The organism is Nocardia sp. bgisy134 (assembly GCF_057708325.1).
Genome location: NZ_JBYIRW010000022.1, coordinates 21391 through 46706 on the forward strand (window position 1 = coordinate 21391; position 25316 = coordinate 46706).

General features: G+C 70.6%; 21 protein-coding genes and 3 pseudogenes. 16 read left to right on the forward strand and 8 right to left on the reverse strand.

All coding sequences use genetic code 11. The features are described 5' to 3' along the window. The first annotated feature begins 59 nt into the window (after positions 1-59). On the forward strand, positions 60-1034 hold the full coding sequence (locus tag AC3ERS_RS30660; protein WP_431971616.1) for a COX15/CtaA family protein: 975 nt from the start codon (positions 60-62) through the stop codon (positions 1032-1034). A 25-nt stretch (positions 1035-1059) separates the two neighbouring features. On the opposite strand, the gene AC3ERS_RS30665 is transcribed toward AC3ERS_RS30660, so the two are convergent. Continuing rightward, the gene (locus AC3ERS_RS30665) at positions 1060-1809 is read right to left on the reverse strand and encodes a hypothetical protein (RefSeq protein WP_431971617.1); all 750 of its coding nucleotides are present in this window, start codon (positions 1807-1809) and stop codon (positions 1060-1062) included. 199 nt (positions 1810-2008) lie between these two features. On the opposite strand from AC3ERS_RS30665, the gene AC3ERS_RS30670 reads away from it, so the two are divergent. Then, a complete protein-coding gene (locus AC3ERS_RS30670; RefSeq protein WP_431971618.1) occupies positions 2009-2896 on the forward strand; it encodes a universal stress protein in 888 nt (295 codons plus the stop codon). Positions 2897-2915: 19 nt separating this feature from the next. Here AC3ERS_RS30670 and AC3ERS_RS30675 read toward each other — a convergent pair whose 3' ends face one another. Further along, positions 2916-3269, reverse strand: coding sequence for a hypothetical protein (locus AC3ERS_RS30675; RefSeq protein WP_431971619.1), 354 nt, complete (start codon positions 3267-3269; stop codon positions 2916-2918). Positions 3270-3331: 62 nt separating this feature from the next. On the opposite strand from AC3ERS_RS30675, the gene AC3ERS_RS30680 reads away from it, so the two are divergent. Beyond that, complete coding sequence (locus AC3ERS_RS30680) at positions 3332-4297, forward strand: quinone oxidoreductase family protein (protein WP_431971620.1); 966 nt, start codon at positions 3332-3334, stop codon at positions 4295-4297. Between the two features lie 120 nt (positions 4298-4417). Here the strand turns inward: AC3ERS_RS30680 and AC3ERS_RS30685 are convergent, their stop codons facing one another. Continuing rightward, the gene (locus tag AC3ERS_RS30685; protein ID WP_431971621.1) at positions 4418-5020 is read right to left on the reverse strand and encodes a TetR/AcrR family transcriptional regulator; all 603 of its coding nucleotides are present in this window, start codon (positions 5018-5020) and stop codon (positions 4418-4420) included. Between the two features lie 83 nt (positions 5021-5103). Between AC3ERS_RS30685 and AC3ERS_RS30690 the strand changes: the two genes are divergently transcribed. Then, entirely contained in the window at positions 5104-6528 is a 1425-nt protein-coding gene (locus tag AC3ERS_RS30690; RefSeq protein WP_431971622.1) for an FAD-dependent monooxygenase, read from the forward strand. A 66-nt stretch (positions 6529-6594) separates the two neighbouring features. Here the strand turns inward: AC3ERS_RS30690 and AC3ERS_RS30695 are convergent, their stop codons facing one another. Beyond that, on the reverse strand, positions 6595-7587 hold the full coding sequence (locus tag AC3ERS_RS30695; protein WP_067835303.1) for a heme o synthase: 993 nt from the start codon (positions 7585-7587) through the stop codon (positions 6595-6597). Positions 7588-7985: 398 nt separating this feature from the next. On the opposite strand from AC3ERS_RS30695, the gene tkt reads away from it, so the two are divergent. From tkt to AC3ERS_RS30730, 7 genes are all read left to right on the forward strand, one after another. Next, positions 7986-10127 (forward strand): transketolase, encoded by a 2142-nt coding sequence (tkt, locus tag AC3ERS_RS30700; RefSeq protein ID WP_431971623.1) that lies wholly within the window; start codon positions 7986-7988, stop codon positions 10125-10127. Between the two features lie 6 nt (positions 10128-10133). Further along, on the forward strand, positions 10134-11270 hold the full coding sequence (gene tal / locus AC3ERS_RS30705) for a transaldolase (RefSeq protein ID WP_431971624.1): 1137 nt from the start codon (positions 10134-10136) through the stop codon (positions 11268-11270). Positions 11271-11274: 4 nt separating this feature from the next. Continuing rightward, positions 11275-12843 (forward strand): glucose-6-phosphate dehydrogenase, encoded by a 1569-nt coding sequence (gene zwf / locus AC3ERS_RS30710; RefSeq protein ID WP_431971625.1) that lies wholly within the window; start codon positions 11275-11277, stop codon positions 12841-12843. After that, on the forward strand, positions 12840-13748 hold the full coding sequence (gene opcA, locus AC3ERS_RS30715) for a glucose-6-phosphate dehydrogenase assembly protein OpcA (protein ID WP_431971626.1): 909 nt from the start codon (positions 12840-12842) through the stop codon (positions 13746-13748). Before zwf ends, opcA begins: the two co-directional genes overlap by 4 nt. Beyond that, positions 13741-14526, forward strand: coding sequence for a 6-phosphogluconolactonase (pgl, locus tag AC3ERS_RS30720; RefSeq protein ID WP_431971627.1), 786 nt, complete (start codon positions 13741-13743; stop codon positions 14524-14526). Before opcA ends, pgl begins: the two co-directional genes overlap by 8 nt. A 271-nt stretch (positions 14527-14797) precedes the next feature. After that, positions 14798-17047, forward strand: coding sequence for a thiamine pyrophosphate-dependent enzyme (locus tag AC3ERS_RS30725; protein WP_431971628.1), 2250 nt, complete (start codon positions 14798-14800; stop codon positions 17045-17047). Between the two features lie 89 nt (positions 17048-17136). Further along, entirely contained in the window at positions 17137-17616 is a 480-nt protein-coding gene (locus tag AC3ERS_RS30730; protein WP_431971629.1) for an SRPBCC domain-containing protein, read from the forward strand. A 44-nt stretch (positions 17617-17660) separates the two neighbouring features. Here the strand turns inward: AC3ERS_RS30730 and AC3ERS_RS30735 are convergent, their stop codons facing one another. Continuing rightward, positions 17661-18215 (reverse strand): hypothetical protein, encoded by a 555-nt coding sequence (locus AC3ERS_RS30735; RefSeq protein WP_431971630.1) that lies wholly within the window; start codon positions 18213-18215, stop codon positions 17661-17663. 202 nt (positions 18216-18417) lie between these two features. Between AC3ERS_RS30735 and AC3ERS_RS30740 the strand changes: the two genes are divergently transcribed. Both AC3ERS_RS30740 and AC3ERS_RS30745 read left to right on the forward strand, forming a co-directional pair. Then, complete coding sequence (locus AC3ERS_RS30740) at positions 18418-19224, forward strand: bestrophin-like domain (RefSeq protein WP_431971631.1); 807 nt, start codon at positions 18418-18420, stop codon at positions 19222-19224. Between the two features lie 97 nt (positions 19225-19321). After that, the gene (locus tag AC3ERS_RS30745) at positions 19322-20140 is read left to right on the forward strand and encodes a hypothetical protein (protein WP_431971632.1); all 819 of its coding nucleotides are present in this window, start codon (positions 19322-19324) and stop codon (positions 20138-20140) included. Between the two features lie 10 nt (positions 20141-20150). On the opposite strand, the gene AC3ERS_RS30750 is transcribed toward AC3ERS_RS30745, so the two are convergent. Beyond that, complete coding sequence (locus tag AC3ERS_RS30750; RefSeq protein WP_431971717.1) at positions 20151-21098, reverse strand: alpha/beta fold hydrolase; 948 nt, start codon at positions 21096-21098, stop codon at positions 20151-20153. 96 nt (positions 21099-21194) lie between these two features. Here AC3ERS_RS30750 and AC3ERS_RS30755 point away from each other — a divergent pair, with 96 nt between their 5' ends. Then, entirely contained in the window at positions 21195-22043 is an 849-nt protein-coding gene (locus AC3ERS_RS30755; protein ID WP_431971633.1) for an SDR family NAD(P)-dependent oxidoreductase, read from the forward strand. A gap of 26 nt (positions 22044-22069) precedes the next feature. Continuing rightward, positions 22070-23239 carry a YbfB/YjiJ family MFS transporter gene (locus AC3ERS_RS30760; RefSeq protein WP_431971634.1) on the forward strand — a complete coding sequence of 390 codons (1170 nt, stop codon included), beginning with the start codon at positions 22070-22072 and terminating at the stop codon, positions 23237-23239. On the opposite strand, the pseudogene AC3ERS_RS30765 reads toward AC3ERS_RS30760, so the two are convergent. After that, positions 23214-23902, reverse strand: a pseudogene (locus AC3ERS_RS30765) (DUF8020 domain-containing protein). The gene AC3ERS_RS30760 and the pseudogene AC3ERS_RS30765 sit on opposite strands and share 26 nt — an antisense overlap. A 191-nt stretch (positions 23903-24093) precedes the next feature. Here AC3ERS_RS30765 and AC3ERS_RS30770 point away from each other — a divergent pair. Beyond that, positions 24094-24964: pseudogene (locus AC3ERS_RS30770) on the forward strand (ABC transporter ATP-binding protein); the annotation flags it as partial. Here the strand turns inward: AC3ERS_RS30770 and AC3ERS_RS30775 are convergent. Further along, positions 24961-25215 (reverse strand): annotated as a pseudogene (locus tag AC3ERS_RS30775) (LysR family transcriptional regulator); the annotation flags it as partial. The pseudogenes AC3ERS_RS30770 and AC3ERS_RS30775 overlap by 4 nt on opposite strands. Positions 25216-25316 lie beyond the last annotated feature (101 nt).

The window sequence follows — 25316 nt, forward strand, 5'->3', positions numbered from 1 at the left end:
ACGACGGTATGTAGTAGACCGGGTGCGGCGCCCCGATCGCCGGTCGCTACCATCGTTGCGTGCTGTATCGCGCATTCTTGCGACTCGTCGACAAGCTCCCGCTCCCCTCGCTGCGGGTGCAGCGGCTGATCGCTCTCGCGGTCGTGCTCACCCAGGCGGGTATCGCGGTGACCGGATCGATCGTCCGGGTCACCGCCTCCGGTCTCGGCTGCCCGACCTGGCCGCAGTGCTTCCCCGGCAGCTTCACCCCGATCGGCGTGTCCGAGGTGGCGGTGCTGCACCAGGCCGTCGAGTTCGGCAACCGGATGCTGACCTTCGTGGTCTCCCTGTTCGCCGGACTGATCGTGCTCGCGGTGACGCGGGCGCGACGCAGGAACGACGTGCTGCTCTACGCCTGGTTGATGCCGGGCGGCACCGTGCTCCAGGCGGTCATCGGCGGCATCACCGTCCGCACCGGGCTGCTCTGGTGGACCGTGGCGGTGCACCTGCTCGCCTCGATGCTGATGGTGTGGCTGGCCACCGTGCTCTACGCCAAGATCTGCGAGCCGGACGACGGCGTCGAGACCGTCCAAGCGCCCGCGCCGCTGCGCTGGCTGACGGCGTTGAGCGGCGTCGCGCTGGCCGGCGTCCTGGTCGCGGGCACCCTGGTCACCGCCGCGGGACCGCACGCGGGCGACAAGAGCATCGAACGACCGGTCGCGCGGTTGCAGGTCGAGATCGTCACGCTGGTGCACCTGCATTCCCAGCTGCTGGTGGGTTACCTGGCGCTGCTGATCGGCCTCGGCTTCGGGCTCTACGCCGTCGGCATCTCCCGCGCGGTGCGCACCCGCCTGTTCGTCTTGCTCGGCGTCGTGGGCGCGCAGGCGCTGGTGGGCGTCGTCCAGTACTTCACCGACGTGCCCGGCGCGCTGGTCGCCACCCACGTGGGCGGCGCCGCCGCGTGCACCGCGGCGACGGCCGCCCTGTGGGCCGGGTTGCGCACCCGCGAACCGATCCCCGCCGTCGCGCCCGATCCGGCGGTGCAGTCCGCCTGAGCACCCGCGCGGGAGCCGGGGCGGGTCAGACCACGGACGGCCGCGTCAGGCTCGACCAGAGCGGATCTCCCTGGGCGGCAAGCCGATTCGCGATCTCGGCGCGCGCGTCGGTGACGCCGCCGGTGCCGGAGACGCAGAACGCGGTCTCGGCGACGGTGAGCACCTTGATGTTGACCATGCGGATCTCCGACAGCGGACCGGCGACGACGTTCGGGAAGCCTTCGCCGGTCAGGCCGAGCAGCACGGTGACCAGCCCGTCGCCGTCGACGTAGGTACCTGCGGCCTCCGGGGGAAAGTCCAATCCGGGGAGCGAGATCGACAGCGTCCCATAATGTTCCAGATTCCGGGTGAAACGGAATCCGTGCTGTGATGCCGTCCGCGCGACGGCCGCCACCACCTGCCCGAGCCACGAACCCATGACATCGGCGAACGACGCGTCCGCCGAGATCCCGGTGGCGGCCGCGTAGACCTCGACCTCGATGCCGTTGGTCGGCTCCGCATCGGACCAGGTGGTGGGGAACGACAGGCCGAGGCTGGTCACCACCAGCCCGTACTGTCTGCGCACCACCCGGTAGCTGGGGTGATCGATGCTGGGCGGCTCGGGCTCGTTGATGCCCATGTTCGCCCAGATCTCGGTCGGAAGGAATCTCGATTGATAGCGCGGGGCCGACACTTCCTGATCGAGTCGCCCCCACGCGCTCCAGACATCGTCGTGCAGCGCCCACATCTGGGCCTCGTACCGCTCACTGATGTCCAGTTCGTCCATTTCACTCACGACGCGACGCTACCCACGCCGCGGGATCAGGGGCAAAACCGCGCCGCGTGGCTCGGCGGGCGATCCGGCGGCGGCTGCCACGATAAAAGGGAAGAGTGGAGACACAGGGTTGAGCCAACGACCACCGAGGAAAGACACAGCGTCCGAGAAAGACCGTCCGAGAAAAGACACAGCGCCGAGACCACCGGAGGGCAGCGAGATGACCAGGTTCGCCAATCAGCAGTCCATTGTCGTCGGCGTGGACGGCAGCCCCGCCGCGCTGGCCGCCGCGCGCTGGGCGGGCGCGGTCGCCGCGCGCGAGGGCGTGCGGCTGGTCGTCCTCAGCATCGTGCCGACCATCGACTATCGGATCACGGCCGCGATCGTCGCCGACGCGGACATCCTGCCGACGCTGCGGTTCGTGGCGAAGAAGCACGCGGGCGAGGCGGTCGACGCGGTGCGTGCCGACCAGCCCGAGCTGGAGATCACCCAGACGGTGGTGGAGGGCGTGCCGGGCGACGAACTCGTCGAGGCGAGCGAGACCGCGCTGCGGCTGGTGGTGGCCGCCACCGCCGACGACCGGATCACCACCCTGCTGATCGGTTCCACGGCGCTGCGGGTCGCGAACAAAGCGCACTGCCCCGTGGTGGTATGGCGTGGTGACGTCGGTAACCCGCTGCCCGACGAACGCCCGGTCCTGGTCGGCGTCGACGGCAGTCCCGGCAGCGATGCCGCGGTCGGCCGGGCCTTCGAATTGGCCGCGCTGCTCGACGTCGGCGTCATCGCCCTGCACGCGTGGAACGATCCCGACCTGCTGCAGTGGACGCCGGTGCCCGATGCCTGGGAGACCTTGGCCCAGGAGGAGCACGAGTTGTTGAGCGAGCGGCTCGCGGGATGGTCGAGCCAATACCCGGATATTCGAGTCGAGAAGATGGTGCTGCAGAGCCCGGCGGCCCGCGCGCTACTCGAACACGGGGCGGACGCCCAGGTGATCGTCACGGGAAGCCAGGGCCGCAACCGGCTCACCGGCCTGCTCCTCGGTTCGACGAGTCAGAACCTGCTGCACCACGCGCCGTGCCCGGTGCTGGTGGTCCGCGCCAAGTCCTGAGACCGGCCGGGCCTCCGCATCACTTCTCGTTGCGCGCCTTCGGGAAACGGGTCTGCTTCGCCACCCAGCCCGCCATCTGCGCCCAGTGGCCCTTGCGCGGAGTGACGACGGAGGTGAGCTCACGATCCCACTCGTCGGCCTCGGTCAGGCCGTCGATCACCTCGACGAGGCGCTTGGCCGTGGGCAGGTCGTCGACCACGCGGTCGCCGAGGATGCCGTCCTCGCCGACCAGGGTGACGCGCACGCCGATGCGGCCGATCGGCTGCAGGACGGCCGTGGCCGAACCGCCGTGATCGGCGAGGAATCCCTTCACCGAGTCCACGAGGGAGCTCGACAGCTTCACGGGGGCCGGGGCGGCGGTCTCAACGGTCATGCACGCGAGTTTACCGACCGGTAGGACGTGGTCCAGACCCGGCGGGTGTAGAACTGAATGCCATGCGCGCCATTCAGGTTTCCGAACACGGTGGTCCCGAGGTACTGCGGTACACGGAGGTCGAGGAGCCGAGCATCGGGCCGGGTCAGTTGCTGGTGACGACCGAGGCGATCGGCGTCAATTACATCGACACCTACATCCGCACCGGGACGTACCCGCAGCCGGTGCCGTACGTGCCGGGCGCGGAGGGCACCGGCGTGGTCTCCGCGGTCGGCGCGGACGTCACCGAGTTCACGGTGGGCGACCGGGTCGCGTGGGCGGCCGCGCCGGGCAGCTACGCCGAGAAAGTCGCGGTCCCCGCGGCGGTCGCGATTCCGGTGCCCGCGGGCGTCGAACCGCCGGTCGCCGCCTCGGCGCTGCTCCAGGGCATGACGGCGCACTACCTGCTCGAGTCGATCTACCGGCCGGAACCGGGCGAGACGGTGCTGGTGCACGCGGGCGCGGGCGGTGTCGGCCTGATCCTGACCCAGCTCGCCGCCGCGCGCGGCGTGCGCGTCATCACGACGGTGTCCTCCGACGAGAAGGAGGCGCTCTCCCGCGAGGCGGGCGCGGCCGAGGTGCTTCGCTACGGCGACGACCTCGCCGACCACGTCCGCAAGCTGACCGACGGCGTCGGCGTCGCGGCGGTCTACGACGGCGTCGGCAAGTCCACCTTCGACGCGAGCCTCGCCTCGTTGCGCGTGCGCGGCACGCTGGCCCTGTTCGGCGCGGCGAGCGGCCCGGTCCCGCCCTTCGACCCGCAGCGCCTCAACGCGGGCGGTTCGCTGTTCCTGACCCGCCCTTCGCTGGTCCACTACACCCGCGACCGCGCCGAATTGCTCTGGCGCGCGGGCGATATCCTCGCCGCGCTCGCGAACGGGACGCTGCGCATCCGCGTCGGGGCCACCTACCCGCTCGCGGAAGCCGAACGGGCGCACCGTGATCTGGAGGGGCGCAAGACCACCGGTTCGATCGTTCTGCTGCCCTGAGTCGTCCCGGGGCGGGGTGTCCCTCCGGAGCCGCGTCGTTCGTTCGCGGCAGCACCCCGCTTCCGGACCACGTTGTGTCCGGGATGTTTTCGGTCCGCGGCGCGCCCGGAGGCGCACCGTTCAGTAGTCGCGGCCGGTGAGCCCGCGGTAGACGAAGCGGGTCAGCCCGTCCACGGCCTGACCGTCGTCCAAGTCGACGGTGCCGTCCTCGACGGCGGCGAGCAGCGCCTGGGTGAGCAGGAACATCATCGCGAGACTGGCGTCGGGCGTGCTCGGCAACCGCAGGCCCGCCGCGGCGAAACCCTCCACGTGGTCGGCGATGTCGGCGCGCTGCTCCCGCGCGAATTGCCCCATGCGACGGGCGAATTCGGCGTTGACCAGGGCTGCTTGATCGACCGATCGCAGCACCGCGACGTGCTCGCGCGCGAATTGCCAGTAGCCCGCGATGTGGTACCTGACCGCGTCGGGATCGCTGAAATCCGGCTCGTGGCCTTCCCCTTCGGCGCGCACGTCACCCGCGTCGGCCATATCGCGCAACAGCGCCGTGAGCAGGTCTTCTTTGCTCGCGAAGTGGTTGTAGAAGGAGCCGGCCGCGCGTCCGGCCGCCGCGGTGATGTCGGTGATCTTGGTGTTCAGATAGCCGCGTTCGGCGAAGACACGCAGTGCGGCCTCCTTCAGCGCCTGCTCCGTCTCGACCGACTTCTCCTTGCGGTTCGTCGCCACCCGCGCCACCTCCTTGACAGCACAACGTATCAACCCCATACTGAATCCGAATTCAGTGAATATCGATTCAGTATGGAGACATCGTGCAGGTACTCATCGCAGGCGCCGGACCCACCGGCCTCACCCTCGCCATCGATCTGGCCCGGCGGGGCGTGCGGGTGCGCCTCGTGGACCAGGCCCCCGAGTTCTTCGCCGGGTCACGCGGCGACGGAATCCAGCCGCGCGCGCTCGAGGTGTTCGACGACCTCGGCGTGCTCGACGCGGTGCTGGCGGCGGGCGCGCCCACACCGGTGATGCGCGCCTACCTGGGTGGCGAGTTCGTCGGCGAGCGCCGGATGGCCGAGCCGGTCGCGCCGACGCCCGCGGTCCCCTACCCCAACCTGTGGACGCTCGGGCAGTCGCGGACCGAGGCGATCCTGCGCGACCGATTGGCCGAATTCGGGGTGCGGGTGGAGACCGGCACCGCACTGGTGTCGTTCGAGCAGGACGACTCCGGCGTCACCGTGGTCCTCGACCGCGACGGCGTACGGGAGACCGTCCTGGCCGCGTACCTGGTCGGCGCCGACGGCGGGCGCAGCACCGTGCGCAAGACGCTGGGCATCCCATTCGAGGGCAGCACCGACGAGTCGCTGCGCATGCTGCTCGGCGACGTGCGCGCCGACGCGCTGGACCACACGTACGGCTATTGGTTCGCCGCCGCGGCCGACCGTCCGATGGAGGGCATCGCCCTCTCGCCGCTGCCGGGCGGCAAGCACTTCCAGGTCGCCGCGCCGCTGACCGAGGACGCGGAGGCGGGCCTCGACCTGTTGCAGGACTACGTCGACCGGCACAGCGGCCGGACCGACGTCGTCCTCACCGACCTGGCCTGGGTCACCGTCTGGCGGCCGAACATCCGGCTGGCCCGCACCTTCCGCGCGGGCCGGGTGTTCCTCGCAGGCGACGCCGCGCACGCGCACCCGCCCACCGGCGGCCAGGGCATGAACACCGGCATCCAGGACGCCTACAACCTCGGCTGGAAGCTGGCGAAGGCACTGGATGGCGACGAATCCCTGCTCGACAGCTACGAATCCGAACGGCGGGCGGTGGCGGCCCGCGTGCTCGGTCTCAGCACCGAACTGCTGGACAAGCTGGTGGAGGGCGACGAGGACGCCATGGCGCGCGGCGAGGACACCCGCCAGCTGGACATCAGCTACCGCGCGCCCGGCGATCACCGGACCATGGCGGTCGGCGACCGCGCGCCCGACGCGCCGGTGAAGGACGCCGACGGACACGCGGTCCGGCTGTTCGACCTGTTCCGCGGACCGCACGCGACACTGCTCTGCTTCGGCGAGACCGGTCAGCTGCCCAGCGAACCGGGCGCGCGCAGCATCGCCGTGCTCCGGCCGGGCGCGACGACCACCGAACCGCACGTGGTGGACATCGACGGGCACGCCTTCACCGCCTACGCCGCCGCCGAGGGCGAGCGCGTCCTCGTTCGCCCGGACGGATACCTCGGCCGCCGCTCTTGATCACCGCCCGAACGACGAAGGCCGACGCACACGCGGTGCGTCGGCCTTCGCGAATCCGGGGGCGGGTCAGCCGAAGAAGCTCCCGACGGTGTCCCAGCCGAGGACCGAGTCGACCGCCAGACCGCAGAACACCACGGCCAGGTAGTTGTTCGACTGCAGGAACAGCCGCAGCGGCTTCACCGATTCGCCGCGGCGCACGCCCGCGTACAGCTGGTGGGCCATCAGCAGGAACCAGGCGCCCGCCACGAGGGCCACCGCGGCGTAGAGCACGCCGGTGGCGGGTACCAGGGCCAGCGTCGTGAGCACGGTGAGCCAGGTGTAGACGACGATCTGCTTGGTCACCGTGCGCTCGGTGGCGACGACCGGCAGCATCGGCACACCCGCCGCGCGGTAGTCCTCCTTGTAGCGCATGGCCAGCGCCCAGGTGTGCGGCGGCGTCCAGAAGAAGATGACGCCGAACAGCGCGACCGCGGGCCAGCCGATGCCGCCGGTCACCGCCGACCAGCCCACCAGCGCGGGCATGCAGCCCGCCGCGCCGCCCCACACCACGTTCTGCGAGGTGCGCCGCTTGAGGCCGAGGGTGTAGACGAAGACGTAGAACAGGATGGTCGCGACGACGAGCACGCCGCTGAGCAGGTTCGCCTGCCACCACAGCCACGCGAAGGACCCGATGCCGAGCGCGACGCCGAACACGAACGCGTTGCGGGTCGGCACCGCCTCCCGCGCCAGCGGGCGCTTGGCGGTGCGCTTCATGACCTTGTCGATATCCGCGTCGGCCACGCAGTTGAGCGTGTTGGCGCTCGCCGCGCCCATCCAGCCACCGAACAGGGTGGCCAGGATCAGCGGCATGTCCACGTCGCTGCCGCGATCGGCGAGCAGCATGGTCGGGATGGTGGCGACGAGCAGCAGCTCGATGACGCGCGGCTTGGTCAGCGCGATATAGGCGAGCACCCGTCGCATCAGCCGGGACGGCAGGCCGGGACCAGTGAAACGGTCGGCAAGCACCGTCGCGGAGGAGCCGTGTGCGCCATTGCCACCCGGCTGTTGCCCAATCCGCACTGTCTCTCCTCGCACGCTGTGCATCGCATCCGGCAATGAAACGAGCAGCTCGCTCATTCCGCTGTCACGGAGGCGCGAGAGCCGGATGTCCGTCCGCCTCGACGCCCTGACAGCCGAATGCGGCGCGGCTACTACTACAGAGGATGGTAGACCCCCGCCGACATCGGCCCGCCGCGAGCCCCGCCCAGCGCGAGCCCGCCGGGCGCCGTTCGGGGGCTCGCGCCACGCCGCGGACTTCATCCGGTAGGACGCATTGGGCGGGTTCCCGGCATGCCGCTCAGCGGGCACATCTAGGGTGGTTGGGTACACACCCGGTATGCATGCCGCCGCTGCCGTGCGTTCACACCACCGCCAGCAACACCGCCGTCGACGAGACCAATGTCAGGAGAACCTCGGTCGTGTCAGTCACAGACGACATCCGCGCCCTCACTCAGCCGAACTACCCGGACGACTGGACGGATCTGGACACCAAGGCCGTCGACACCGTCCGTGTCCTAGCCGCCGACGCGGTGCAGAACGCGGGCAACGGTCATCCGGGCACCGCCATGAGCTTGGCGCCCCTTGCCTACACCCTCTACCAGCGCGTGCTGCGCCACGACCCGAGCGACCCCAGCTGGGTCGGCCGGGACCGTTTCGTGCTGTCGTGCGGTCACTCCAGCCTCACCCAGTACATCCAGCTCTATCTGACCGGGTTCGGTCTGGAACTGGACGACCTGAAGCACCTGCGCAAGTGGGGTTCGCTCACCCCGGGCCACCCGGAGTTCCGGCACACCGACGGCGTCGAGATCACCACCGGCCCGCTGGGCCAGGGTCTGGCCTCCGCGGTCGGCATGGCGATGGCGGCGCGCCGCGAGCGCGGCCTGTTCGACCCGGCCGCCGCACCGGGCGCGAGCCCCTTCGACCACTTCGTCTACGTGGTGGCGTCCGACGGTGACCTCGAGGAAGGCGTCACCTCCGAGGCGTCCTCGCTCGCGGGCACCCAGCAGCTGGGCAACCTGGTCGTGTTCTACGACGACAACCAGATCTCGATCGAGGACGACACCACCATCGCCTTCACCGAGGACGTCGCGGCACGCTACGAGGCCTACGGCTGGCACGTGCAGACCGTGCAGGGCGGCGAGGACGTCGTCGCGATCGAGGCCGCCGTCGAGGCCGCCAAGGCCGAGACCGGCAAGCCCTCGATCATCGTGCTGCGCACCGTGATCGGCTACCCGGCCCCGAACAAGATGAACACCGGTGCCTCGCACGGCGCGGCGCTCGGCGCCGACGAGGTGGCCGCCACCAAGAAGATCCTCGGCTTCGACCCCGAGCAGAGCTTCCAGGTCGACGACGCCGTCATCGCGCACACCCGCAAGGCCGTCGAGCGCGGCAAGGCGGCGCACGCGGCCTGGCAGCAGGAGTTCGACGCGTGGGCCGCGGCCAACCCGGAGAACAAGGCGCTGTTCGACCGGCTCGCCGAGCGCAGGCTGCCGGAGGGCTGGACCGCCGCCCTGCCGGTGCACGAGCCCGACCCCAAGGGCATGGCCACCCGCAAGGCGTCCGGCAAGGTGCTCGCCGCGCTGACCGACGTGCTGCCCGAGCTGTGGGGCGGTTCGGCCGACCTCGCCGAATCCAACAACACCACGATGCCCGGCCAGCCCAGCTTCGGCCCCGAGTCGATCTCGACCGGCATGTGGAAGGCCGACCCGTACGGCCGCACCCTGCACTTCGGTGTGCGCGAGCACGCCATGGGCTCGATCCTCAACGGCATCGCGCTGCACGGCCCGACCCGCCCGTACGGCGGCACCTTCCTGGTGTTCAGCGATTACATGCGCCCCGCGGTCCGCCTGGCCGCGCTGATGCGGGTGCCCGCGATCTACGTGTGGACGCACGACTCCATCGGTCTCGGCGAGGACGGCCCGACCCACCAGCCGATCGAGCACCTGGCCGCGCTGCGCGCGATCCCGGGCCTGAACGTGGTCCGTCCTGGTGACGCCAACGAGACCACCTACGCCTGGCGCACCATCCTGGAGCGTGAATCGGCCGAGAACGCCTCGCACTTCTCGGTCTCCGAGATGCCGCACCAGGACGGCCCGTCCGCGCTGGCCCTGACCCGCCAGGACCTGCCGATCCAGGAGGGCACCAGCTACGAGGGCGTCGCCAAGGGCGGCTACGTCCTGGCCGAGGCGTCCACCGGCACCCCGCAGGTGATCCTGATCGCCACGGGTTCGGAGCTGCAGCTCGCCGTGGCCGCGCGCACTACGCTGGAGGCGCAGGGCGTCGGCACCCGCGTGGTGTCGATGCCGTGTGTGGAGTGGTTCGACGCGCAGGACAAGGCATATCGGGACGAGGTGCTTCCGCCCGCGATCCGCGCGCGCGTCGTCGTCGAGGCCGGTATCGCGATGCCGTGGCACCGGTTCGCCGGTGACGCGGGCGAGATCGTGTCCATCGAGCACTTCGGCGCCTCGGCCGATTACAAGACCCTGTTCCGCGAGTTCGGCATCACCGAAGACGCGGTCGTTGCCGCCGCGCAGCGCACGCTGGACAACGTGAAGGGATAACACCTCATGACACAGAACGAAAACCTCGCCGCGCTCTCCGCGGCGGGCGTCTCGGTGTGGCTCGACGATCTGTCGCGGGACCGGATCCAGTCCGGCAACCTGGCCGAGCTGGTCGCCACCCGCAGCGTCGTCGGCGTCACCACCAACCCGACCATCTTCCAGGGCGCGCTCAGCCAGGGGCACTCCTACGACGCGCAGGTGAAAGCGCTTGCCGCGCAAGGCGCCGACGCCGACGCGGCCATCCGCACCATCACCACCGACGACGTGCGCTCGGCCTGCGACGTGCTGGCCGGGGTGTACGAGTCCTCCGGCGGCGTGGACGGCCGGGTCTCCATCGAGGTCGACCCGCGCCTGGCCTTCGACGCCGAGAAGACCGTCGCGCAGGCCATCGACCTGTGGAAGACGGTGGACCGCCCCAACCTGTTCATCAAGATCCCCGCGACCGAGGCGGGCCTGCCCGCCATCACCGCGGTGATCGCCGAGGGCATCAGCGTGAACGTCACCCTGATCTTCTCGGTGGCGCGCTACCGCTCGGTGATGGGCGCCTACCTGGACGGTCTGCGCAAGGCCAAGGGCGCGGGCTACGACCTGGCCAAGATCCATTCCGTCGCTTCGTTCTTCGTATCCCGGGTGGACACCGAGATCGACAAGCGGCTGGAGGCGATCGGCTCCGAAGCGGCGCTCGCGCTGCGCGGCAAGGCCGGTGTGGCCAACGCCCGCCTGGCGTACGCGGAGTACCAGGACGTGTTCGACGGTGGCAAGCACACCTCCACCTATGCGCACCTGGGCTCGAGCGGCGCGAACCGGCAGCGGCCGCTGTGGGCGTCGACCGGCGTGAAGAACCCGGACTACTCCGACACCCTCTACGTCACCGAGCTGGTCGCCCCGAACACCGTGAACACGCTGCCGGAGAAGACGCTCGAGGCGGTCGCCGACCACGGCGAGATCCGCGGCGACACCATCCGCGGCACCGCGGCGGAGGCCAAGGAGGTCTTCGACCAGCTCGCCGCCGTGGGCATCGATCTGGCCGACGTGTTCGACGTGCTGGAGCGCGAGGGCGTCGACAAGTTCGAGAAGTCCTGGGAGGAGCTGCTTTCCGCCACCGCCGAGGAGTTGGGCGCAGCGTCGACCGGAAGCAACTGATTCCATGGCAGGCTCGGCTTCGAAAACGTCGACTGTCTGGAAGAACCCACTCCGCGACGAGCGGGACAAGCGGGTGCCGCGGATCGCGGGACCCTGCAGCATGGTGATCTTCGGCGTCACCGGAGATCTGTCTCGCAAGAAACTGATGCCCGCCATCTACGACCTGGCGAACCGGGGGCTGCTGCCCCCGGGTTTCGCGCTGGTCGGTTTCGCGCGGCGCGATTACGCGGACGAGGACTTCGCGCAGGTCGTGCTCGACGCGGTGAAGGCGCACGCCCGCACGCCCTTCCGCCAGGAGGTCTGGGACCACCTGGCCGAGGGGATCCGGTTCGTGAAGGGCACCTTCGACGACGACACCGCCTTCGCCAGGCTCGCCGACACGCTCGGCAGGCTGGACAAGGAGCGCGGCACCGGCGGCAATCACGCCTTCTACCTGTCGATTCCGCCGAACATGTTCCCGGTGGTGCTCGACCAGCTGTCCGAGCACAAGCTGGCCCAGCCGTCCGGCCCCGACATCGCCGGGCGCAAGCCGTGGCGGCGGGTGGTGATCGAGAAGCCGTTCGGGCACGACCTGGACAGCGCGGTCGAGCTCAACGCGCTGGTCAACCGGGTGTTCCCGGAAGAGACGGTGTTCCGCATCGATCACTATCTCGGCAAGGAGACGGTGCAGAACATCCTGGCGCTGCGCTTCGCCAACCAGCTGTTCGATCCGATCTGGAACGCCAACTACGTCGACCACGTCCAGATCACCATGGCCGAGGACATCGGCCTCGGCGGGCGCGCGGGCTACTACGACGGTATCGGCGCGGCCCGCGACGTCATCCAGAACCACCTGCTGCAACTGCTCGCGCTCACCGCCATGGAGGAGCCGATCAGCTTCGAGCCCAAGCAATTGCAGGCCGAGAAGATCAAGGTGCTCTCGGCCACCAAGCTGGTGGAACCGCTGGACGAGACCACCGCGCGCGGGCAGTACGCGGAGGGCTGGCAGGGCGGCGAGCACGTCGTCGGCCTGCTCGACGAGGAGGGCTTCGACCCGCAGTCGAAGACCGAGACCTACGCGGCCATCACCCTCGAGGTCGACACCCGGCGCTGGGCGGGCGTGCCGTTCTACCTGCGCACCGGAAAACGCTTGGGCCGCAGGGTGACCGAGATCGCGGTGGTCTTCAAACGGGCGCCGCACCTTCCCTTCGACCAGACCATGACCGAGGAGCTCGGTCAGAACGCGCTGGTGATCCGGGTGCAGCCGGACGAGGGCATCACCATGCGCTTCGGCTCGAAGGTGCCGGGGTCGGGCATGGAAGTGCGCGACGTCAATATGGATTTCAGTTACGGCGAAGCGTTCACCGAGTCCTCCCCCGAGGCCTACGAACGTCTGATCCTCGACGTGCTGCTCGGGGTGCCGTCGCTGTTCCCGGTGAACGCGGAGGTCGAATTGTCCTGGCGCATCCTGGATCCCGTGCTCGAACACTGGGCGGCGGACGGCAGACCCGATCCGTATCCCGCGGGCACGTGGGGGCCGGCCTCGGCCGACGAGATGCTGGAGCGCACCGGCCGGGAATGGCGGCGCCCATGATCATCGACATGCCCGACACCACCACCGGCGCGGTCACCAAGCGCCTGGTCCAGCTGCGCGAGAGCAACGGCGTCATCACCATGGGGCGGGTGCTCACCCTCGTGGTGTGCACGCTGGACAGCTCCGAGGCCGAGGACGCGATCGACGCGGCCAACGACGCCAGCCGCGAACATCCCTGCCGCGTGGTGGTTCTCGCGCGCGGCGACCGCGAGGCCGAGACCAAGCTCGACGCCCAGATCCGGGTCGGCGGCGACGCGGGCGCGGCCGAGGTGATCGTGTTGCGCCTGCAGGGCGAGCTGGTGAGCCACGAGAGCAGCGTGGTCATTCCGTTCCTGCTGCCCGACACCCCGGTGGTGGCGTGGTGGCCGCGCGGCGCGCCGGAATTCCCCTCCAAGGATTCGGTGGGACGGCTGGCGACCCGGCGCATCACCGACGCCACCTTCGCGGCGGACCCGCAGGCGACGATCAAGAAGCGCCATGCCTCCTACGCGTCCGGCGACACCGACCTGGCATGGAGCCGGATCACCTACTGGCGGGCGCTGCTGGCCGCCTCGCTGGACGAGCCGCCCTTCGAACCGGTCGACTCGGTGACCGTGTCGGGCCTGCGCGACGAGCCCGCGCTGGACATGCTCGCCGGGTGGCTGGCCGCCCGGCTGGGCTGCCCGGTGCGCAGGCGCTCGGGCGCGCTGCGGGTGGAGGTGCACCGGCCGTCGGTGACCATGGCCATCGAACGCCCGCAGACCGGGCGCACCGCGACGCTCACCAGCACCGGCGATCCCGATCAGCGAATCGCATTGGCGCGGAGGGAAACTCGCGACTGCCTCGCCGAGGAACTGCGTCGGCTCGACGCCGACGAGATCTATCACGAAGCCCTCGCCGGAATCGAGAAGGTGACCTATGAGTGAGCCCACCGCTCAGCAGTACGCCGGTCGGGAGCGCGCCGACAGCGATCTCCCCGCCGACACCGTCGAGGTGCACCCCGACGCGGGCGTGCTCGTCGCCGCGGCGGCCGCCCGCTTCGTGCAGGTGGTGGTGGCGGCGCAGGCCGAGCGCGGCACCGCCTCGGTGGTGCTGACCGGCGGCGGCACCGGCATCGCGCTGCTCGAGGAGGTGCGCAAGGCGCCCGGCGACATCGACTGGTCGCGGCTCGACATCTTCTGGGGCGACGAGCGTTTCGTCCCGGCGGGCGATCCCGAGCGCAACGAGCTGCAGGCCAGGCAGGCGCTGCTCGACCACGTGCCGGTCGACCACGCCAGGGTGCACCCGGTGGCGACCTCCGACGGCGAATATCCCGACCCGGTCGAGGCCGCGGCCGAGTATTCGACGGCGGTGCACGCCCACCTCGCCGAGCACGGCGCGTTCGACCTGCACCTGCTCGGCATGGGCGGCGAGGGCCACGTCAACTCGCTGTTCCCGGACACCGACGCGGTGCGCGAGGAGCACGAACTCGTTGTCACCGTGACGAATTCCCCCAAGCCGCCGCCGGTCCGCGTCACGCTGACGCTGCCCGCGGTGCGTCGCTCGCGCCACGTCATGCTGATCGTCGCCGGAGCGGGCAAGGCGGAGGCCGTCGCCGCGGCCATCGGCGGGGCCGAACCGGTCGACATCCCCGCGGCGGGCGCGGCGGGATCGGAGTCCACCACGTGGTTGCTGGATCGCGAAGCCGCCAGCGCTTTGCGCTGAACGCGTTCCGGCGCACAACGCTGCGTAGTTTCCAGCGCACGACGCTGCGTAGTTTCCAGCGCACGACGCTGCGTAGTTTCCAGCACACGGCGCTGAGTAGGCTCGAGTGCACAACGCCGGGCACTACCTAGCGCACGGCGTTGAGCGCTCTCGATACGGGAGGTCGCATGCCGCACCTGGTCGTCGATAGTTTCGCCGGTGGCTCGTCGGGTCACCGGCGGGATGACGCGGCCCGTGCCGGTCGGCCGAGTTCCTGTCGCGCGGACCGGCGATGAGCGGCATGTCGCCGGAATCCGGCGCGAATCCGGGACAGGCGCTGGACGAGCGTTTTCGCGCCGAGATCGGCACACTGGCGACGCGACCGGCCCGCGACGATGACGTCGCCCCCGGCATCTCCCGCGCCACCCTGCTCGAGGTGTTCGACGCGCAGGCCACCAGCAGGCAGCTCGATCTGGCGGCGCGCGGGCTCGGCGTGGCCAAGCGCGGGTACTACAGCATCGGGTCGTCCGGTCACGAGGGGAATGTTGCGCTCTCGATCGCGATGCGGGCCACCGATCCCGCACTGCTGCACTATCGTTCGGGGGCCTTCTTCGTGCACCGGGCGCGGCGGGTGCGGGGGCTCGATCCGATCCGTGACATCCTGCTCGGCGTGGTCGCCGCGGCGGTCGACCCGATCTCCGGCGGCAGGCACAAGGTCTTCGGCAGCAAACCGGCGCACGTCATCCCGCAGACCTCCACCATCGCCTCGCATCTACCGCGAGCGGTCGGCCTGGCGTTCGCGATCGAGCGCGCGGCGCGGCTCGGCATCACACCGGCGTGGCCGCGGGATTCGGTGGTGCTGTGTACTTTCGGCGACGCCTCGGCCAACCACTCGACGGCGGCGGGCGCCGTCAATGCCGCCGTGCACACCGCGCACCAGGGCATTTCGGTGCCGATCCTGTTCGTCTGCGAGGACAACGGCATCGGCATCAGCGTGCCCACCCCGCCGGACTGGATCGAACACGCCTACGGAACCCGGCCCGGGCTGGCGTATTTCACCGCCGACGGCTGCGATCCGATCGACGCGCTGACCGTCTCCGAACGCGCCGTGCGCTGGGTGCGCGAGCACCGCGCGCCCGCGTTCCTGCGGTTGCGCACGGTGCGGCTGCTCGGGCACGCGGGGTCGGACATGGAAACCGCGTACCGCAGGCCCGCCGATATCGCGGCCGATCTGGAGCGTGACCCGGTCGTCGCGACGGCCCGGCTGCTCGTCGAGCATGGGCTGGCGAGTCCCGACGAGGTCGTCGGGCTCTACGACGAGATCGGCCACCGGGTCTCGGCCATGGCCGAATTGGTCTGGCGGGAACCGAAATTGACGTCCGTCGCGGCCGTCACGGCGCCGCTGGCGCCCGCGCGTCCCGACGCCGTGCGCGCCGACGTGCTGCGGGACACGACGCCCGCACCGGCCGCGACGCACCGGCTGGGGGTGCGGCTCACCGGTTCGGACCGTCGACGGCCGGCGCAGGCGGGCGAGCCCGGGATGACCATCGCGCAGGCGATCAACCACACCTTGGCGGCCCTGCTCGAACGCGACCCCGACGTGCTGGTGTTCGGCGAAGACGTGGGACGCAAGGGCGGCGTGTACGGCGTCACCAAGGGATTGCAGAAGCGCTTCGGCGCGCGCCGCGTCTTCGACACGCTGCTCGACGAACAGAGCGTGCTCGGCACCGCGCTCGGTGCGGGGCTCGCCGGTTTCGTCCCGATTCCGGAGATCCAGTACCTCGCCTACCTGCACAACGCCGCCGACCAGGTGCGTGGCGAGGCCGCCACCCTCCAGTTCTTCTCGCACGGCCGCTACCGCAATCCGATGGTGGTGCGGATCGCGGGCCTGGCCTATCAGAAGGGGTTCGGCGGGCACTTCCACAACGACAATTCCGTTGCGGCGCTGCGTGATATCCCCGGGCTGGTGATCGCGGTCCCGGCCCGCGCCGACGACGCGGCCGCGCTGCTGCGCACCTGCGTCTCGGCGGCGCGGGTGGACGGACGGGTCTGCGTCTTCCTCGAGCCGATCGCGCTGTATCACACCAAGGACCTGCACCCGGGCGACAGCGCCTGGCTCGCGCCAGGTGCCGCAGGGGAGCACGTGGAGATCGGCCGGGCCCGCGTCTACGGCGACGGCGACGACCTCACGATCGTCAGCTTCGCCAACGGCGTCCCCATGAGCCTGCGGGTGGCGGAGCGGCTCGCGGCTCGCGGCGTCCGCACCCGGGTGCTCGACCTGCGCTGGCTGAGCCCGCTGCCGGTCGATGATCTGCTGACGCATGCCCGCGCCACCGGGCGGGTGCTGATCGCCGACGAAACCCGGCACAGCGGCGGCGTTTCCGAATCGGTGTGCGCGGCGCTGGTCGACGCCGGTTTCACGGGCCGGGTCGCGCGGATCACCAGCGCGGACAGCTTCGTTCCGCTCGGGCCCGCCGCGGATTCGGTGCTGCTGGACGAGACCGGCATCGAGAAGGCCGCCGCGGAACTGCTCACCGATTAGCGTGCGATCCGCGTGTTCGCGGTTCGACGGGCGGTCCCGGGAAATACCCTGGAGAAAGCAATGGTGACCAGCGGCGAAAGGGCAGGGCGATGACCACGATGTCCATCCTGGGCGAGGTGCGACCCGAGCACGATGCGAAGACGGGCGACGATCGCGTGCTGCTGCACTATCTGCGGTCCTACCGTCAGCCGGTGCTGGACGTCTGGTCGGCGTGCACGTCCCGCAGCCAGCTGGAACGCTGGCTCGGCGCCGTGTCGGGCGGCAGCGGCAACTTCACGATCGAGCCGGCGGACGGCCCGGTGCCCGGCCCGATCGCGGTCCGCGTCGATCACTGCGTCGCGCCGCACGAACTCGTCGTCCACGTCGACGGCTGCCTCCTCGAGCTGCGGCTCACCCAGGTCGGCGTCGTCACCAACCTCGAGCTCGTCCGCCGCCACCTCTCTCACACCGACGCGAGCGCCGTCGGCCCGCGCTGGCAGTACCTGCTGGACCGGCTCACCGCCTACCTCGAATTCCGCCAGCTGCCGCGCTGGGCGGACTACCCGGAGCTGGCGGCGGAGTACCGCTGAGCCACGGACGACGGCCGCGCGGGGGTGCGTCGGCGCGCGGCCTGCTAGAAGACCCAGTACCGGAACCAGACGCCGTCGTAAGGACGGAACTTGTACTCGTACTCACCCTGCGATTCCGGCGCGCCGTTGGGCATGTACGCGTAGCCGCTCAGGCTGAGCAGACCTCGCGTCTCGAACAGACAACCGCCTCGGTACTGCTCGACTTTGGTGATCGTGTACACGCCGTAGCGGGCATCGGCATCGGACACCACGCAGTCGGCGGCAGCCCGTTCGAGGCTGCCCTTCGACAACCGCCACCCCAGATCTTCGGGCAGACCCGTCCAGACCAGCCCCACCGCGCAGACCACCAGCAGCGGCGCAACCAAGCTCAACCTGCCGTTGCCATAGGCGATCAACCCGACCAGTCCGCAGATCAGCCAGGACACTCCGGCCGAGAACAACGCCAGGAGCAAGATCAGGGTGAGGTCTTCGTAGCCTTCCACAGCGTTCTGAAAGATCAATCCGAGGCAACAGAGACCCGAGAGTCCCGCTGTGCCCAGCACCCAGGCGATCCACCACCGCGGCGCCCCACGCCGCCAGTCGACTCCCCCGATTCTCATGCGGTCACACTACCGGTCGCCTGGCGCGGCGGCGTCCAGCGAGCACGCCGATACCGCGCGACTCACCGAATGCGCGACACGCCAAGGGATCTCATCCACCCCTGACGCCGCCTCGAATACCTGACGATCGCTGCTGTCCGCGATCACGTGTCGCGCCGAGGTGTCACCTCGGCGGCTCAGTCGTGTGGAAGGCGGTGCCGATATGGCCTTGGAGTTCCTCGTTCCGGTCGCCGCGGCGGTCTCGGCGCTGACGGTCTTCGTGGTGGGTGATCGCCTACGCCCCCAGTCGTGGCGGCAGACGAGCGACGAGGCGTCGGGCACCCTGGTTCTCGACCTCATCAAGACGTTCTTCACGGCGGTCGTCGCCTTCGTGGTGGTGATCTGCTGGCAGCAGTACCAGAGCGCGCACAATCACACGGTCGCGGAATCGAAAGCGCTGGTGGACACTTACGCCGCCGCGCAGGAGTTGCCCGACCCCGATCGACAGCTCGTCCAGAGTTCGGTGCGCGGGTACACCGACCAGGTCGTCACCGGGGAGTGGGCGGTGATGGACACCGAGCACAGGCTCAGTCCGCTCACCCAGGACACCTTCGACACGCTGCGCGCCGACGTCGCAGCCTTGCCCTCGGGCGACGCGGCCGCCGACACGCTGGCCGGACTCGACCGGGTCGCGCAGGCCAGGCACGACCGGGCCATGGACACCGGCGGCGGGGTGCCCGGATTCCTCTATCTTGCACTGTGTTTCGGCACCATCCTGCTGCTGCTCAGTCCCGTGCTCTCCGGCCTGCGGGTGACCAGGCGCAGCGTCGCGATGACCGTGCTGCTCGGCGTGGTGGTGGGCGCGGCGGTGCTCGCCATCCACAACCTGGACCGTCCGTTCTCCGGCGGGAACCGCGTCCCGAGGGACGCCTACGAGTACGCGCTGTCACGTTTCGAGCAGATCGGCGAACGCACGCCGAATCCCGCACCCGCCACCGCGATCGGCGTCGGCGATGTTCCGCACCGGTAGACACGGCCGCAGCGGGGACGGATCGGGCGAACTCCGATCGGGCGCATGGGGCACGAAAACCCTGTGTGCGACAGTCGGTCTCGCCGCACTCCCCCTGATGGCAGCCTCGCTGGCCTATTCGCCACTCGCCGCCGCCCAACCGGCTCCGCCCCTCCTTCCGCCGAGCCTCGTCAGCGGAAGCGCGGGTGCACAGCCGATCGACACCGGAAGTGTCTCCGCGGCAATCCCTTTGGACCTCACGCCGCGTTACGCACCGATTCTCCCTGCCTCGACCGGCAGCTACACCCCGGTGCACGAGCCCGAGACCGTCCCGGTCGCTCCCGCCGACACCGAACTCGCCCTCGCACCGGCCACACCGGCCGAAGCCCTCGGCCTCGATGTCGGCAGCGTCCGCGCCGCCTGCACCGGAAGCGCCGCGGCGGGCAGCGCCGCGCTCGCTCTCGGCTCCGCGCTCGGTAGCGGCGGCGGCAGCGGCCCCGTGAGTCCCGGCCTCGTCGGCTTCGGCTCCAGCGGGTCCGCGCTCGGCAGCTCGACCGGCAGCGGCCTGGTCGGCCCCGGTTCCAGCGGTTCGGCGCTCGGTAGCGCCGCGGGAAGCGCTTTCGGCAGCGGCGCACTGTTCACGTGTCTCTTGCTGTTGCCGATGACCCCGCCGACGCCGGGTATTCCGCTCCGCCTCGATCCGCCGACTCCCGTTCCGATCCCGCAGGCCGCGCCCGAACCTGTTCCGGCGCAAGCACCGGAACCCCAAGCTCTGCCCGCGCGCCCACCGCAAGCGGCCGACCCGCAGCCCGTCGAACCCACCGCCGACGCTCTCCCCTGGAACCTCCTGGAGATCGTCACGGTCCTGGTGATCACGGTGCTCACGGCCGTCCGCACCAGGGTCGTCGCCGGTCGTGTCCCGCCGATGCCGCGATGACCGGGCGCTGTCAGGCCGGGAGGTCGGCCGTCGCGGGCGCCAGGTCGGCGAGATGCGCCGTGATCAGCGCGTTCACCTCGTCGCTTCGTTCGAGCTGGACGAGGTGCCCGGCGTCCGAAACCTTCGTCACCGCACGAAGATCCGACACGTACGCGCGCAGCGTCCCCAACGGATCGCGGCCGCTGAAACCCTCCATATCCGGGTCGCGCTCGCCGTAGAGGAAGTAGGTGGGCACGGTCACCCGCGCGTCGGCGTAGTCGGCCGTGAGGCTCCAGTTCCGGTCCAGATTGCGGTACCAATTGAGGCCGCCGGTGAAACCCGTGCGCTCGAAATCGGCTGCCAGGGTGTCGAATTCGTCCTCGGAGAGCCATCGCCACGGCAGCGCGGGCGCCTCGGGGAGCACGTCGAGATAGCCGGTGCCCTCGGCGGGGAACCGCCACGTGTCGAGGTAGTGGTAGTCGGCGCTGAGCGAGTAGTAGACGCGGGCGAGGAATTCGCGCGGACGGGCCCCGAGTTCGGCGTCGGCGACGCCGGGCCGCTGAAAATAGTCCAGGTGCAGGAAATGGCGCGCGGCCGCTTTCGCCCACAGCTCCGAGGGCGCCCGCGGCGGGCGCGGCGCGTACGGATTGTTCAGCACGATCAGGCCCGCGACGCGCTCGGGCGCGCGCAGCGCCAGTTCCCACACCAGGGCGGCGCCGAAATCCAGCCCGACGAACACCGCGCGCTCGGCGCCGATGTCGTCGAGCAGGCCGAGCAGATCACCGGCCACCGCCTCGTTCGTGTAGTGCGCCGGGTCGTCGGGAGCCTCGGTCCGGCCGTACCCGCGCAGGTCGGGCGCGAGGGCGCGATATCCGGCGGCGGCGACCGCGGCCAGCTGTCGATGCCAGACGAACCCGGTGTGCGGGAAACCGTGACAGAACACCACGGGATGGCCGCTACCCTGTTCGGTGACGTGCATCCGGGTACCGTTGGTGGTCACGAACCGATGCGTCGGCTCCACTCTCGCCTCCAAACTTAGAACCTGTTCTATGTTTCACGGTAATGTCCGGGAGTCGTGAGCGGAATACCTCGAGAACTCCACGGCCGGGTCGCGGTCGTCACCGGCGCGAGCCGCGGCATCGGCAAGGGCATCGCGTTGGAACTGGGCGCGGCGGGCGCGACGGTGTACATCACCGGCCGGTCGGCGACGCCGGGCCGACTACCCGGCACGGTCCACGACACCGCGGCCGAGATCGACGCGCTCGGCGGGCGCGGCATCCCCTTTGTCTGCGATCACCGCGACGACGACGCCGTGCAGCGGCTGTTCGAGCGGGTGCGCGCCGAGCAGGGTCGTCTCGACGTGCTGGTGAACAACGTCTACAACTCCCCCGCCGCCGCGCGCTGGCTCGGCAAACCGTTCTGGGAGGTGCCGCCGACCGCCTGGGACGAGACCTTCGACGTGGGCGTCCGATCCCACTACGCGGCAAGCTTCTTCGCGGCGCCGCTGCTCATCGGCTCCGGCGGGCTCGTCGTCAACATCTCGTCGCCGGGGTCGCGACGGTACATGCACAACGCGGTCTACGGCGTCGCCAAGACGGCGCTGGACCGGCTCACCGCGGACATGGCGCACGACCTGGCCGACACCGAGGTCACCGTGGTCTCGCTCTGGCCGGGCATCGTGGATACCGAACTGCTGCAACTGGTCCCCGCCGACGCCGACGGACGGCGCCTGGTCACGCTGCCCGGCGAGGGCACCTTCGACCTCGCCGTCGCCGAGACGCCGCGTTTCCCCGGGCGCGCCGTCGTGGCGCTGGCCGCCGATCCCCGCCGACGCGCCCGCACCGGACGGGCCTGGCGGGTGGCCGACCTCGCCGACGAGTACGGCTTCACCGATGTCGACGGCCGGGTGCCGCGCAACGACTGATTCGCGGCGCGGTACCGTCGGGTCACGTGATCAGTACCGCCGTCGCCGCCCCGTCCGCCACCCTGCGCCCCGCGCTGGCCGCCGCATCGGGTTTGGCCGCCGCGATGGGCGTGGGGCGCTTCGTCTACACGCCGCTGCTGCCGGTCATGGTCGACGCCCACCGCATCACCGCGAGCGACGGAGCGGTCATCGCGACCGCCAACTACGCGGGTTATCTGCTCGGCGCGGTGCTGCTGGCGCGCAAGCCGAAAGGCAACAATCCGCGATCCTTCCGGGTCGCCGCCGTGGCCCTGGTCGCGAGCGAGGCGTTGATGGCGCTGCCCGCGCCGACGGCGCTCGCCGCCGCGTTGCGGCTGATCGCGGGAATCGCCAGCGCCGTGGTGTTCGTCGGCTGCGCGAGCGCGATGGCCAGGCACGACGGCTCCGGCCGGGCCGCCGGAATCGCTTTCGGCGGTGTGGGTTTCGGTATCGCGCTGACCGGCATGCTGGTGCTCGCGGTGCGGCCGGTGCTGTCCTGGCAGGGCATGTGGCTCGGGGCAGCCGCGCTCACCGCGATCCTGCTCGCGCCCGCACTGCGCCTCGACATCCATCCCGGCGGGTCCGCCGGACACGCCGCCTCCCCGCCGAGCCGCGCCTGGCGGGCGCTGCTCGCGGCGTATTTCCTGGAGGGCCTCGGTTACATCGTCATCGGCACCTTCCTCGTGGCGGCGGTGAGCGATCAGCGCGGCGCGGCGCTCGGGTCCTCGGCCTGGATCGTCGTCGGTGCGGCCGCGGCGCCGGCCACGGTGCTGTGGGCGGCGGCCGCGCGCCGCGTGACGCCCGCCGTCGCGCTGCCGATCGCGCTACTCGCTCAAAGCGTTTCGGCGTTGCTGCCCGCGGTGACGGGCGCGAGCTGGGCGATGGTGGTGTCGGCGGCGCTGTTCGGCGCCACCTTCATGGGCATCGTCATGCTCGCCATGCGTGTGGGCGGTGAGCTGTCCGGGGCCGACGCCGCCGCACCGCTCACCGCCGTCTACGGGGCGGGCCAGATGCTCGGCCCGCTCGTCGTCGCGCCGGTGCTCGGCGACGGCTATCCCGCGGCGTTCGGCATCGCCACCGCCGTCCTCGGCCTGGCGGTCGTCACGGCGCTGGTCGTGACGCGCGAGCGAGCGCGCGACACGGCCGCCGAGGTCACTTCTTCGGGAACGGAGTGTTGATCGTCGTGAAGTACTGGGCCGCGGCCAAGACGGCGACGGGCGCGGTCACCAGCAGCTGACCCGCGACGGTGCCGAGGGCGCCGATGGCGACGATGCCGCCGAGACAGCCCACCCCCGCGGCGGGAATGAACGGACCGAACAGCCCGACGATGGTCGCCGACGCCACGGTCGCGCCGACGACGCCGCCGAGGACACAGCCGACCGCCGCGCCGCCCAATCCGCCGACCAGCGTCCCGATGGTGGCCCCCATCGAGATGGTGGACGTCATCCGGCTCCAGGCCGCCTGCTCCCGCTCGTATTCCGACTTCCACGGCGCCTGCTCCTCGAAGGGCAGGGCGACCGGCCGGTAGGCGGCGTGCGCGAGATCGAATCGCGGCGTCAGCGTGGCCGAGCGCCCGGCGATCTCCGCGGCGATGGGGAACACGAAATCGTCGACGCGGAAAGCCAATCGGTGCCCGCGAGCACCGTGCCGTCCGTGGCGCGGATCTCGAACACGCCGTCGTCGACCACCATCGAGCCCGCGTCGACGGTGACCACGGCCGATGTCTCGGTGGCGGTAGCGGAGAATCCGACCGCATCGGATTCCGGTGCGGCCCCGGCGGGCGCGGCGCCGAAGGCGAGCGCGGCCGCCAGTAGCGCGCAAGTCACGAGTGTGCTTCTCATGGGTGTCTCCTCTGGTCGTCGGGTCGGCGCCCGGCGCGCCGACGTCGGCGAGAAGACCGTGCCGTCACGGCGCGTCCGAGCGGCGGTCGACAGCGGGACGTGATTCGCGCGATCGGCTTCTCCTATCGCCCGCTGCCATGCCCCCGCTCCGCCCGACACTCGACAGGTCTCGGTGCGAGAGGAGGACCCGGATGGCCCGGCTACAGATCGACGCGGTGTCGAAACGTTTCGGCGCGACCGACGCGGTGCGCGAGGTGTCGCTGGACATCGCCGATGGCGAGTTCATGGTGCTGCTCGGGCCGAGCGGCTGCGGCAAGTCGACGCTGCTACGCCTGATCGCCGGTCTGGAGACGCCGACCTCCGGACGCGTCCTGCTCGACGGCCGCGACATCACCGGCGCGGCCCCGCAGCAGCGGGACCTTGCCATGGTCTTCCAGAGTTACGCGCTGTATCCGCATCTCACGGTCGAACGCAATATCGCGTTCCCGCTCCGGGCCAGGCGGCTGTCCCGCGCCCTGATCGCCGAGCAGGTGGCGGAGGTGGCCGCGGCGCTCGAGCTGACTCCGCTGCTGCGCCGCCGCCCGGCCGCGCTGTCGGGCGGCCAGCGGCAGCGAGTCGCCTTGGCGCGCGCCATGGTTCGCGATCCGGGGGCCGTTCCTCATGGACGAGCCGCTGTCGAATCTGGACGCGAAACTGCGCAGCGCCACCAGGGCGGAGCTCATCGCCCTGCACCGCAGGCTCGGTGCGACGTTCCTGTACGTCACGCACGACCAGGTAGAGGCGATGACGATGGCCACCCGCATCGCGCTGTTCGAGGACGGCGCACTGGCGCAGGTCGGGCCGCCCGAGGAGCTCTACGACCGGCCACGGTCGACCTTCGTCGCGGGCTTCCTCGGCGCACCGCCCATGAACCTGCTGTCCGCCACCGTCACCGAGCGCGACGGTCGACTGCGTGTGGTCGCGGAGGGACTCGACGCCGCGCTCGGCATCGCGGGCGCCCACGGTGATCTGGCGGTCACCGTGGGCGTCCGTCCCGAGCGGTTGCGCGTGGTCACCCGCGCCGGGGCGCTGACCTCGGCGGCGCGATCCACCTGCGCCACGATCAGCCGGGCCTGTCCCTCGAACTCGCGGCCCGCCGACGTCAGCTTCACCTCGTGCGAATTCCGCGCGACGAGCCGCACGCCGAGGGACTTCTCCAGCTTCTGCAGCTGCGCGCTGAGGCTCGGCTGGGTCAGGTGCAGCCGCTGCGCGGCGCGACCGAAGTGCAGTTCCTCGGCTAGCACCAGGAACGACACCAGATGCCGGAGTTCCATACCGACTCCTTCCCGTGCTCGTCACGCTAACCGTGTCGAGTAACGGGAAGTGAATCGCGCGCCAACGTTCGCGGCAGGCCCGGTGTCCGGGCCGTTGCCCG